15 protein-coding genes are annotated in these 10860 nt (G+C 30.3%); 13 read left to right on the top strand and 2 right to left on the bottom strand.

Annotated elements, in window-relative coordinates:
• A partial coding sequence (locus ACTG3V_RS13995) for a S1/P1 nuclease (RefSeq protein ID WP_439132793.1) occupies positions 1-201 on the bottom strand: 201 nt, incomplete at its 3' end.
• Positions 202-323: 122 nt separating this feature from the next.
• Between ACTG3V_RS13995 and ACTG3V_RS13990 the strand changes: the two genes are divergently transcribed.
• Genes ACTG3V_RS13990 through ACTG3V_RS13950 form a run of 9 tightly spaced genes read left to right on the top strand, consistent with a single transcriptional unit; the run spans position 324 to position 3933 of the window.
• Entirely contained in the window at positions 324-1184 is an 861-nt protein-coding gene (locus ACTG3V_RS13990; RefSeq protein ID WP_439132792.1) for an SPFH domain-containing protein, read from the top strand.
• Positions 1185-1340, top strand: coding sequence for a hypothetical protein (locus ACTG3V_RS13985; protein WP_439132791.1), 156 nt, complete (start codon positions 1185-1187; stop codon positions 1338-1340). It abuts the gene before it with no gap.
• 3 nt (positions 1341-1343) lie between these two features.
• The gene (locus ACTG3V_RS13980; protein ID WP_439132790.1) at positions 1344-1802 is read left to right on the top strand and encodes a hypothetical protein; all 459 of its coding nucleotides are present in this window, start codon (positions 1344-1346) and stop codon (positions 1800-1802) included.
• Entirely contained in the window at positions 1802-1996 is a 195-nt protein-coding gene (locus ACTG3V_RS13975; protein WP_439132789.1) for a hypothetical protein, read from the top strand. The genes ACTG3V_RS13980 and ACTG3V_RS13975 overlap by 1 nt, the downstream gene beginning before the upstream one ends.
• The gene (locus tag ACTG3V_RS13970; RefSeq protein WP_439132788.1) at positions 1993-2151 is read left to right on the top strand and encodes a DUF4177 domain-containing protein; all 159 of its coding nucleotides are present in this window, start codon (positions 1993-1995) and stop codon (positions 2149-2151) included. The genes ACTG3V_RS13975 and ACTG3V_RS13970 overlap by 4 nt, the downstream gene beginning before the upstream one ends.
• A gap of 1 nt (position 2152) precedes the next feature.
• Positions 2153-2320: a DUF4177 domain-containing protein gene (locus ACTG3V_RS13965; protein WP_439128022.1), complete on the top strand. Its 168-nt coding sequence runs from the start codon at positions 2153-2155 to the stop codon at positions 2318-2320.
• 2 nt (positions 2321-2322) lie between these two features.
• Entirely contained in the window at positions 2323-2826 is a 504-nt protein-coding gene (locus ACTG3V_RS13960) for a hypothetical protein (protein ID WP_439132787.1), read from the top strand.
• Positions 2819-3730, top strand: coding sequence for an alpha/beta hydrolase (locus tag ACTG3V_RS13955; protein WP_439132786.1), 912 nt, complete (start codon positions 2819-2821; stop codon positions 3728-3730). Before ACTG3V_RS13960 ends, ACTG3V_RS13955 begins: the two co-directional genes overlap by 8 nt.
• Before the next feature lie 38 nt (positions 3731-3768).
• Positions 3769-3933: an Arc family DNA binding domain-containing protein gene (locus ACTG3V_RS13950; RefSeq protein ID WP_439132785.1), complete on the top strand. Its 165-nt coding sequence runs from the start codon at positions 3769-3771 to the stop codon at positions 3931-3933.
• Between the two features lie 39 nt (positions 3934-3972).
• On the opposite strand, the gene ACTG3V_RS13945 is transcribed toward ACTG3V_RS13950, so the two are convergent.
• A complete protein-coding gene (locus ACTG3V_RS13945) occupies positions 3973-4527 on the bottom strand; it encodes a hypothetical protein (RefSeq protein WP_439132784.1) in 555 nt (184 codons plus the stop codon).
• Between the two features lie 253 nt (positions 4528-4780).
• Between ACTG3V_RS13945 and ACTG3V_RS13940 the strand changes: the two genes are divergently transcribed.
• From ACTG3V_RS13940 to ACTG3V_RS13925, 4 genes are all read left to right on the top strand, one after another.
• On the top strand, positions 4781-8005 hold the full coding sequence (locus ACTG3V_RS13940; protein WP_439132782.1) for a VPS10 domain-containing protein: 3225 nt from the start codon (positions 4781-4783) through the stop codon (positions 8003-8005).
• 7 nt (positions 8006-8012) lie between these two features.
• Complete coding sequence (locus ACTG3V_RS13935; RefSeq protein ID WP_439132781.1) at positions 8013-8678, top strand: DUF2490 domain-containing protein; 666 nt, start codon at positions 8013-8015, stop codon at positions 8676-8678.
• 13 nt (positions 8679-8691) lie between these two features.
• The gene (locus ACTG3V_RS13930) at positions 8692-10086 is read left to right on the top strand and encodes a DUF819 family protein (protein ID WP_439132780.1); all 1395 of its coding nucleotides are present in this window, start codon (positions 8692-8694) and stop codon (positions 10084-10086) included.
• 66 nt (positions 10087-10152) lie between these two features.
• Positions 10153-10857 carry a DUF4369 domain-containing protein gene (locus tag ACTG3V_RS13925; protein WP_439132779.1) on the top strand — a complete coding sequence of 235 codons (705 nt, stop codon included), beginning with the start codon at positions 10153-10155 and terminating at the stop codon, positions 10855-10857.
• The last annotated feature ends 3 nt before the right edge of the window (positions 10858-10860 follow it).

The following is a 10860-nucleotide window of genomic DNA, read 5'->3' as shown; positions in this document are numbered from 1 at the left end:
TTCATCTGCAAAAGTAGAAACAAATGCTAAGCTTTGCCCTTTTAAAAGTTTGTCTACAGCTTTTTTTGTTCTTTTGGTTAAATGCTTTTCTGCTATTTTACCAGTAACTCTGTGGCCATTTTTACCCCAAAAAACAGCATCGTCAGAAGATGTTTTCATCATAAAAAATGCAGGTATCAACAATAATAATTTAAATTTCATTGAATTGTTTTAAAGTTATTTTAGACAAAAGTATAAAAATAATCATGAGAAATTTTGGAAAATCATAAAAAAATAGTATATCTTTGTGATATCATTTTAATATCAATATAAAATCAAGTTAAATGGAAGCAGAAAAAATTATTAAACCCGCAAATGGGTACCTAATGTTATTAGTAGTTCTTATCTTATTTTTTGGTGGACTTACCATGTCTTTTGTACAACAAACACCTTTATACGTTCCAGTTATTGTAATTGGTTTTATTGGCTTTTTTGGATTTATTTTAGTGAATCCAAACACCTCAAAAGTTGTTGTTCTGTTTGGTAAATATGTAGGTACTATAAAAGCAAACGGTTTGTATTGGGCAAACCCTTTGTATACCAAAAAGAAAATTTCTTTAAGAGCAAGTAATTTTGATAGTGAACGTTTAAAAGTAAATGATAAATTGGGTAATCCTGTAATGATTTCTACAATTTTAGTGTGGCGAGTTACCAATACTTACAAAGCTGCTTTTGATGTAGATAATTATGAAAACTTTGTACGTGTACAAACAGATGCTGCTGTAAGAAAACTAGCAAGCATGTACCCTTATGATAATTTTGCTGATGAGGGTGTAGATGAGGATATTACATTAAGATCTAGTGTTAATGAAGTTTCTGAAGCTTTAGAAAAAGAAATTGATGAACGTTTAACTATTGCTGGTATAGAAGTTTTAGAAGCTAGAATTGGGTATTTAGCTTATGCCAATGAAATTGCTTCAGCTATGTTAAAAAGACAACAAGCTACTGCAATTGTAGCTGCAAGACATAAAATTGTACAAGGTGCAGTAGAAATGGTAGAAATGGCTTTAGACGAACTAAACAAAAAACAAATTGTGGAATTAGATGAAGAACGTAAAGCAGCAATGGTAAGTAACTTATTAGTTATTCTTTGTGGTGATAAAGAAGCTTCACCTGTTGTAAATGCTGGAACATTAAGCCACTAGATGAATAATAAAAAAAAATATAAAAAAGGAACAGGTATAGCAATAGGCATTTCAATTGGAACAGCAATTGGAGTGGCTCTTGGCAATATTGCAATAGGAATTTCTTTAGGATTGCTTTTTGGCCTTGCCTATGACTCAAAAATGTCTAAAAAATAAATAATGAAAAAGTATGTTCTTGTAAATGGTTATATTTCAATAAATAACGAGCGACTATTTTTGGATATAAATAAAACAAAAGATGATATAAAATCTAGAGGTGGATGGCTTGGAGTGTTTTTAGCCTTTATTGGAATAAGTGTTTTACATAGCATAAAAACAGTAGATTATTTTAAAACCTTTTTTAATTATTTTGATTTTGGTTTGAGAATTTTAGGAGGTATAACCATAATTGTAGTTTTAATTTATTTAATTTTTTTAAAAAAAAGAAAAAAGAATTTGATTCTTAATGATATACAAAGAATTGAATTAGATAAACTAGAATTTGAAACTGAAGTTTCCATAATTTTTAATGATAAAAGAAGGCAGGAACTAAATTTTAGAAATTTAGAAAATCAAATCGAGCCTTTTTTAGAGGAACTTAAAAAAAGAAACACAAGAATTAAAATTAAACATTTATAATGAAAGAAAAAAAATCATTATCAATTGGCATTGCTATAGCTTTAGGTACTTCTATTGGCTCATCTATTGGTACAGTAATTGGTTCTGTTACCAATAATGTGGCTATGGGAGTTTCACTTGGTGTTCCTTTGGGTGCTGCATTTGGATTATTAATTGGAGTACTTATAAACCAATATAAAGAAAAAGAAAAATGAAAGAATATAAAGTTGTTGAATTAAAGTTGGGGTTTAGAAATAGAGTTCAAAATTTTGAAGATTTATTAAACCAATATGCAAGAGAAGGTTGGAACTTAAAAGAAGTGCCTAGTGGATGGAATTCAGTAGTTTTTGAAAGAGATAAAAACAGATAATATGAAAGAATACAAGTTTTTAAAACAAAAAATGAGTTGGTCTAACAGTCAAAATAATTTTGAAGATGATATCAATTCGCATGCAAAACAAGGTTGGAGAGTAATTAATGTTTATTCTAATACAAATGGTGGTGTTTATGCGCTTTTAGAAAAAGATAAAAACCGATAAAAATGAAAGTTTTTAAAGAAGAACAACGTTTTACACAATTGTGGCTAATTGTTTTAATAGCAATAAGCCTTATTGTGCCTATAGTTATCATTCTTCAGGAATATTTAAAAGAAGAAACTAAAATGACGACTACTCAATTTGTTCTAACTACAACAGGAATTTTAGCTTCTACCCTATTTTTCTTTGCATTTAAATTAACCTCTAGAATAGATGAAAAAGGAATTTACTATAAATTCTTTCCTTTCCATTTAAAATTTAAACAAATTATGTGGAATGAAATTTCTAAAGCCTATGTAAGAACTTACGACCCAATAGGAGAATATGGTGGTTGGGGGTTAAAAGGAGGCTTTTTTTGGAGAAAATCTAAAGGAAGTGCTATAAATGTTTCAGGAGATGTTGGCCTTCAATTAGAACTAAAAAGTGGCAAAAAATTATTGTTAGGAACTCAGAAAAAAACAGAAGTTATAAACGTTTTAAAAACCTACGAAAATAAAATTCATGATTAGACTTATTTCATATTTAGTTATTTATATATTCGGAATTACAGTAACTATTGCACAAATTAAAAGCGAAGAAATTGTTATTGATAATCAAGCAATTCAATTACCAGGTACACTTAGTTTTTCTGATGAAAAACAACCTTTAGTGATTTGGGTACATGGCTCTGGATCTGTGAATAGAGATGGAAATCAACCCCAATATATAAAACAATTTAGGCAAGAAATAAACAAAAAAGGAATTGCTTTTTTTAGTTATGATAAAAGAACTGCAAATCCAAAAAATGTATCTTTCATTCAAGAAGATGGTATTTATTTCTCAGATTTTGTAAGCGATATTAAAGAAGTGGTCAATCATTTTAAAAATGATGAACGCTTTACAGAAATTATTTTAGTTGGGCACAGTCAAGGTTCTTTAATTGCAATGTTAGCTTTAAAAAATGTTGATAAATACATTTCAATTGCAGGTGCAGGAGAAACCATTGACAAAACTTTGATAAGACAAATTACAGCACAAAGTGCAGAATTTGGAAAACTTACTGAACAACATTTAAAAGAGTTAAAAGAAACCGGAGAAATTAAAGAAGTAAATCCGAATTTGATATCAATTTTTGCACCACAAAATCAACCTTTTTTAAGCTCTTGGATTAAAATAAATCCAGTTGAAGAAATTAAAAAAGTAACCATTCCTACACTTCTTATAAATGGAGATAAAGACATTCAAGTTCAAGTTTCTGATGCTCAAAAACTAAAAGAAGCCAAACCAGATGCACAACTGGTCATCATAGAAAACATGAATCATCCTTTAAAAGAAATTAAAAATGATGAAGATAATATGAAGTCTTACATGACTGCTGATTATCCTATTTCAAAAGAACTAATAACTGTAGTTACCGAATTTATAAAGAAATAAAACTAACGGATAAAGACCTAATAGCTAAAGACTAAACAATGTCAAAAAAGAAAGCTTTCGCTTTGCGAGTTAATGAAGATATGTTTAAGGCCATTGAAAAATGGGCTGCAGATGAATTTCGTTCTACCAATGGCCAAATAGAATGGATGCTAATGCAGGCTTTAAAAGAGGCAAAACGCGAACCTAAAAAGAAAGAAGAGTAAATTCTTAAGTAGTATAAATACCTAAGAATTTACACTTTTTTAAAAATTGAATCCAACACCTAATCTTATACTATTAATAGCTTCATCAACTCTAAAAGTTTTATTTAATTGAGAAAACTTGTGAACATACCTTACATCAATAAAAAAGTTTTTTCCTAAATAATATTCTGTCCCTAAATTAAAACCAAAACCAGCTTTATTGGCAATCTCATTTTTTTTGACTAATAAAACATTTGCTTGTAAACCAGAATAGATATTAAATCTTTTTAAGGCTTTGTATTTAAAAATAATTGGAATTTCCAGCGTATTGGATTCTCCACCCATTGCATAAATTATTTCTGTTCTAATTCCATATTTTTCAGATAAACTTTTTTCTACAAACAAGTTCACATAACTTGTACTGGGTTCACTTATTTCAGTTCGATTAGCAAAGGTAGTACTCGTCGTTACTCCAGTTAAGCTCGTAAACAAGAACACATCAAAACCACCTGCAATACCAAATTTCAATTTTTCTTTGTCAATTGCATCCTTTTCTTGACTAGTAATAGTTAAACTGGTAAATAAAATTAATGCAAAACATAATACTTTTTTCATAATTGGTTGATTTATTTATTAAGCACCAAATCTAGAATTTGACCTTGTTAATTTTTACTAAATTTTTAATAATTAAAACTTAATGCACGGTTAATTATTTACTAAATATGTTAATCTCTCCTAATTTTAATTTATAAATGAATTATAAATGATGGAAGTTTAAGTTCAACTGTTAAAAAAAACGCTCAATTTTTATTGCACGTTTTCTATTTTGTATATTGTCATTCAATTCAAATAATTCAAACTTTAAAACATGAAAAAAATCATCACTTTTCTTTTTTTACTAGGCTCTACGCTACTCTTTTCTCAAGAGTTTTCTATGGATTTGGTAAAAAATATGAAACCTAGAAACATTGGTCCTGGTGGAATGTCAGGACGTGTAACAGCTATCGATGTTGTAGAATCAAATCCAGATATTATGTATGTAGGTACAGCTTCTGGTGGTATTTGGAAATCTACTTCAGGTGGCATAAAATGGGAACCTATTTTTGATAAAGAACTCACAGCATCTATTGGTGCAGTTGCCATTCAACAATCAAATCCAAGTGTTATTTGGGCAGGTACAGGAGAAGGAAATCCTAGAAATAGTTTAAATGGTGGTTTTGGAATTTACAAATCTTTAGATGCTGGTAAAACATGGACAGCTATGGGTTTAGAAAAAACAAGACATATTCATAGAGTACTGATACATCCAACAAATCCAGATATCGTTTATGTTGGCGCAATTGGTTCTCCTTGGGGAGAGCACAAAGAGCGTGGCGTGTACAAAACTACAGATGGTGGAAAAACTTGGAAACAAATTTTGTACAATAATGAAAAAACAGGTGCTGCAGATTTAATTATGGATCCATCAAACCCTAATAAAATAATTGCAGCAATGTGGGAGCACAAACGCGATCCTTGGTTTTTTAATTCTGGAGGTGAAGGTTCTGGTTTATACATCACCCATGATGGAGGAGAAAATTGGAAAAAGGTAACCGAAAAAGAAGGTTTCCCAAAAGGAGATTTAGGTAGAATTGGTGTAGCTATTGCACCAAGTAATCCTAATATTATTTACGCCCTTGTTGAAGCTAAAAAGAATGCCTTATACAAAAGTGAAGATGCTGGATTTACTTGGAAAAAAATTAATGATAAACCTGGTATTGGAAACAGACCTTTTTATTATTCAGAAATCTACGTTGATCCTCAGAATGAAAATAGGGTTTTTTCTGTATTTACCTATGTAAATGTTTCGCAAGATGGTGGGAAATCATTTAAACAATTAATGCCTGCTTATGGAGTAGATAATGGTGTTCACCCAGATCATCATGCCTGGTGGATTCATCCAAAAGATGGTTCTTTTATGATTGATGGTAATGATGGTGGATTAAACATCACCAAAGATGGTGGAAAATCTTGGCGATTTATTGGCAACATACCTGTGGCACAATTTTATCACATTAATGTAGATAATGAGTTTCCTTATAATGTTTATGGGGGAATGCAAGACAATGGTTCTTGGAGAGGACCTGCTTATGTATGGAAAGCACAAGGAATTCGTAATTCTTATTGGCAAGAAATTTCTTTTGGTGATGGTTTTGATGTTGTGCCAGATAAAGACGATTCTAGATATGGATGGTCTATGAGTCAACAAGGTTCTGTGGTAAGATACGATTATGTTACAGGTAATAACTATTCTGTAAAACCTACACATCCCAATGCAGATGTTAAGTTACGTTTTAATTGGAACGCAGCGATTAATATAGATCCTTTTGATAATAACACATTATATTTTGGTAGCCAGTTTGTACATAAATCAACAGACAAAGGATTAACTTGGCAAGTAATTTCTCCAGATTTATCTACCAATGATCCAGAAAAATTAAAACAAGCTGAAAGTGGTGGTTTAACTATGGATGCTACTGGCGCTGAAAATCATTGTACAGTTTTAGTAATAGAACCTACTTCTTTAGAAAAAGATGTTTTGTGGGCTGCTACTGATGATGGGCAAGTACACATCACCAAAAATGGTGGAGAATCTTGGACAAATGTGGCAAAAAACATTAAAGATTTACCAGCAAATAGTTGGATAACACAAATTAAAGCATCAAACAAAAATAAAGGTGAAGCTTTATTAATAGCAAATGATTATAGACGTTTTAACTACACACCATATGCATACAGAACCAAAAACTATGGTAAGTCTTGGGAACGTATTGTAGATGAAAATGATGTACAAAGTTACACCTTATGTATAATTGAAGACCCAGAAAATGAAAACTTACTATTTTTAGGAACTGACGACGGTTTATATATTTCTATTGATGCTGGAAATAAATGGACTAAATGGACAGAAGGTTTCCCAACTGTACCAGTAAAAGATTTGATAATTCATCCAAGAGAAAACGATTTAATTATCGGTACTTTTGGAAGAGCTGCTTGGGTTTTAGATGATATTAGACCTTTACGAGCTATTGCTAATGGAGATGTTTTAGATAAAAAAGCACAATTATTTAATCCGCCAACCGCATATCAAGCAGCATACCAACAACCTACAGGAAGCAGGTTTGGTGCAGATGCAATGTATCAAGGAGAAAACAAAAATAGTGGAGCAATAATTTCTTACTATATTAATAAACCAAAAGTTGATAAAAAGAAATTAAAAGACAAGAAAAATGATAAGCCCTTGAAACCAGTTCAGAGTGACAACAAAAATGTTGTAAAATATGATTCTATAAAACTTGAGATTTTTGATGGAAACAGACAAATTAGAACCTTAAAATTTAAGGCTCCTAGAGAAAATGGAATTCATAAAACCACCTGGTATTTGAGAGAAAAAGGGGTTGATAGACCTTCTAGAAGTATTCGAAAATCTACAAGAGAACCTGGAGGAGTAACTGTAAAACCTGGAACTTACAAAGTAAAAATGACTTTTGGTGATGTAATATCAGAACAAAATATTACAGTTAAGTTTGACCCTAGGTTACAAATTTCTGATGACGCTATAAATCAAAAATATGAGGCTAGCAAAACACTAGAAGGCTACCAAGAAAAGATGGCAAATATCGTAAAGCAATTAGTTGAGAGTAAAAATACAGCTGAATCAATAAAAAAAGAACTCGTAAAAGCAGATGCTGAATCAAGTTCTGCAAACAAGAAGTATAAAGATGAAATAAAATCATCAACAAAAATTATTAAAAAGATTGATACTTTAATAGCAACTTACTTGGGTACCATTGATAAAAGACAAGGCATTACTAGAAATCCAGAAGTAACCGTTAGCCAACGTTTTAGTCAAGCTTCTAGATATATCCGTTCACGTTTTGGAGAACAAACAGAAACAGAAAAAATATTAATGAACCAATTTAAAGAAGCGTTTAAAAAAGCAGTTTCAGAAACCAATACTTTCTTCAATAACGATTGGATTACGTACAAGAAATCCGTAGAAAACATCAATATTTCACCTTTTAAAGAAACTAAAATTTATTCTACGAATTAAATTATTTATGAAGTATACATTCTTAATTTTGAGCTTGATTCTTTTATCTCATAAGATTCAAGCTCAAAATTTTGCTGAAAATCAACTAGGAACTTGGTACATGTACAATGGTTCTCATAAACTATCAGAAAAGTTTACGCTAAAAACTAGTTTTCATGTAAGGTATTATGAGTTTATTACCGAATATCAACAAGAAATTTACAGGTTAGGATTAAACTATAAAATCAATACAAAAATGGATTTTACTTTCGGCTCTGTATATTCCATTACAGATAAGTCTTATAAAGCTAATTTACCCGATTTGTATGAATATCGATTTTATCAAGATTTAAACATAAATAACAATTGGGGTAATTTTAAGGCAAAACATAGAGTGCGTTTAGCCCAGCGTTTTAGAAGACAAAATTTCACAAACAAAACTACACATAGAATTCGCTATGGATTATTTTTAAAATATCCGATATCAACAAAATTGACCACTTATGGTTTTAATGAAATTTTTATAAAATTTGCCACCAAAAATTTTGGACAAAATAGAACTGGTTTTGGTTTATTACAAGAAATAAGTAAGCAACTAAAAGTAAAATTAGGCTACATGTTCACCCAGTTTTCTAGCACAAAATCACATCGATTACAATTGGGTGTTATTCTAAAAACTAATCACATTAAGTAAAAAAATATATAATATGAGTATTTCAGAAATCAATAACGACATTCCTATTTTTGCAGGCGATACTACAATTTTTGGAATTCTTTGTGTTATTCTAGCATTGATTTTTTACACCTCCAAACTTAATTCTTTTAAAAAGTTTTATCAGATAGTACCAGCACTTTTACTTTGTTATTTTGTACCGTCAATTTTTAGCTCCTTAGGTATTATTGCAGATAAATGTATTGATGTTGATGCTACAATTGCCCATTTAAATTCTTTATATGGTAATCTTACTCATGTTACAGATTTAAACACTTTAAAGGAATATATTTCTTTAAATAAAATTGATAGTACTGTGTATTCTAAATTTACAGGAGGCAGCAAATTATATTATGTTTCTTCGCGATTTTTATTGCCAGCATCTTTAGTATTACTAACCTTAAGTATCGATTTAAAAGGTGTTTTTAAATTAGGTCCAAAAGCCCTAATTATGTTTTTAACGGCTACAATTGGTGTAATGATTGGTGGCCCTTTAGCTATTTTATTTTTCAATGTTGTTGCTCCAGATATATTAACCCAAGTAGAGGGTACAGAACTTTGGAAAGGATTATCTACAGTTGCAGGAAGTTGGATTGGTGGTGGAGCAAATCAATTAGCGATGAAAGAACAATGGGAAGTTTCAGACAGTCTTTTTAGTATTATGGCTGTGGTTGATGTTTTAGTAGCTGAAGTTTGGATGGCTTTTTTACTAATTGGAGTTGCAAAATCTGATGCTATAGATCGATGGTTTAAAGCAGATAATTCATCCATAACGACCTTAAAAAATAAGATGGAAAAATTTACTTTAGAAACCGCTCGAGTACCTTCTTTTAATGATTTAATTATTTTATTAGGAATCGCATTTGGAGTTACCTCAATAGGGCATTTTATTGGTGACAATTTAGGGAATTATATAACAACCAATGTACCTAGTTTGGTTGATTTTGGTTTGGGTAGTTCGTTCTTTTGGTTAATTATTACTTCAACTACCATTGGTATTTTCTTATCCTTTACCAAAGCCAAAAGTTATGAAGGTGCTGGAGCAAGTAAAATAGGAACTGTTTTTATTTACATTTTAGTGGCCTCTATTGGTATGAAAATGAATTTAAATGCGATTGTGGAAAATATTAGTTTGTTTGCTATAGGTTTTGTTTGGATGATTATTCATGTGGGCCTTTTGTTCTTAGTGGCTAAAATCATTAAAGCACCGTATTTCTTTTTGGCAGTTGGCTCTAAAGCCAATATTGGTGGGGCTGCCTCTGCCCCTGTTGTAGCAGGTGCATTTCATCCATCTTTAGCACCAGTTGGTGTATTATTAGCTGTTTTGGGTTACGCTTTAGGAACTTATGGAGCCTTCTTTTGCGCTTTAATGATGAAATGGGTAAGTTAATTTTACTGTTTTTTTAGACTATCAATCAATAAATATGCATATTTGCATTCCAAAAATTTATATAAAATGAAAAACATTATACCTGTTTTAGCACTTATTATTTTACTTTTTTCTTGTTCTGCTAAGAAAGATGGTAATATGATTGTACAAGGGCAAATTAAAGGCTTAAAAAAAGGAAAACTATACCTTCAAAAAATGAAAGATACAGTCTTAGTTTCTGTAGACTCAATTTCTTTATTAGGATCAAACACTTTTAAATTAACAGATAATGTGGTGTCACCTGTTTTATATTATTTAACTTTTGATGGTAATACTACCAATAAAAGAATTTTATTTTTTGGTGAGCCAGGTACAATTACTATAAATGATAATGTTGAACAATTTGGAATAAATCCAGAAATCAATGGCTCTAAAAATCAAGAAATTTTAGACAAATATAATTTAGTAAGTAAACGTTTTCAAGCTGAAAGTTTAGAATTTATTAAAAAAGATTTTGAAGCTAAAAGAAACAATGACCAAGATTTAATAACACAATTAGAAAAAGATTATCAGAGATTGGTTAGAAGAAGAGTATTATATACTACAAATTTTGCGCTTACAAATGCAGATTCTGAAGTGGCGCCATATATTGGTTTAACAGAAATGTATGATGCCAGTTTAAAACTCTTAGACACTGTAAATAATTCTTTAACTCCTAGAATTAAGGATTCTGAATATGGTAAACGTTTTCAAGACTATCTAGATAAAATTAAGGCTAACCCAAATAATTAAGTT

It is taken from the genome of Polaribacter sp., from assembly GCF_965660385.1.
Lineage (GTDB): Bacteria > Bacteroidota > Bacteroidia > Flavobacteriales > Flavobacteriaceae > Polaribacter.
The sequence above is the reverse complement of the archived record's forward strand: the minus strand, read 5'-3'. Positions and strand labels throughout refer to the sequence as shown.

What these genes read in the sequence shown, in the direction of transcription:
- ACTG3V_RS13980 (WP_439132790.1), top strand. Translation starts at nt 1,344, where the DNA reads ATGAAAAAGTATGTTCTTGTAAATGGTTATATTTCAATAAATAACGAG.
- ACTG3V_RS13935 (WP_439132781.1), top strand. Translation starts at nt 8,013, where the DNA reads ATGAAGTATACATTCTTAATTTTGAGCTTGATTCTTTTATCTCATAAG.
- ACTG3V_RS13940 (WP_439132782.1), top strand. Translation starts at nt 4,781, where the DNA reads ATGAAAAAAATCATCACTTTTCTTTTTTTACTAGGCTCTACGCTACTC.
- ACTG3V_RS13985 (WP_439132791.1), top strand. Translation starts at nt 1,185, where the DNA reads ATGAATAATAAAAAAAAATATAAAAAAGGAACAGGTATAGCAATAGGC.
- ACTG3V_RS13930 (WP_439132780.1), top strand. Translation starts at nt 8,692, where the DNA reads ATGAGTATTTCAGAAATCAATAACGACATTCCTATTTTTGCAGGCGAT.
- ACTG3V_RS13950 (WP_439132785.1), top strand. Translation starts at nt 3,769, where the DNA reads ATGTCAAAAAAGAAAGCTTTCGCTTTGCGAGTTAATGAAGATATGTTT.
- ACTG3V_RS13960 (WP_439132787.1), top strand. Translation starts at nt 2,323, where the DNA reads ATGAAAGTTTTTAAAGAAGAACAACGTTTTACACAATTGTGGCTAATT.
- ACTG3V_RS13965 (WP_439128022.1), top strand. Translation starts at nt 2,153, where the DNA reads ATGAAAGAATACAAGTTTTTAAAACAAAAAATGAGTTGGTCTAACAGT.
- ACTG3V_RS13945 (WP_439132784.1), bottom strand. Translation starts at nt 4,527, where the DNA reads ATGAAAAAAGTATTATGTTTTGCATTAATTTTATTTACCAGTTTAACT.
- ACTG3V_RS13990 (WP_439132792.1), top strand. Translation starts at nt 324, where the DNA reads ATGGAAGCAGAAAAAATTATTAAACCCGCAAATGGGTACCTAATGTTA.
- ACTG3V_RS13925 (WP_439132779.1), top strand. Translation starts at nt 10,153, where the DNA reads ATGAAAAACATTATACCTGTTTTAGCACTTATTATTTTACTTTTTTCT.
- ACTG3V_RS13975 (WP_439132789.1), top strand. Translation starts at nt 1,802, where the DNA reads ATGAAAGAAAAAAAATCATTATCAATTGGCATTGCTATAGCTTTAGGT.
- ACTG3V_RS13970 (WP_439132788.1), top strand. Translation starts at nt 1,993, where the DNA reads ATGAAAGAATATAAAGTTGTTGAATTAAAGTTGGGGTTTAGAAATAGA.
- ACTG3V_RS13955 (WP_439132786.1), top strand. Translation starts at nt 2,819, where the DNA reads ATGATTAGACTTATTTCATATTTAGTTATTTATATATTCGGAATTACA.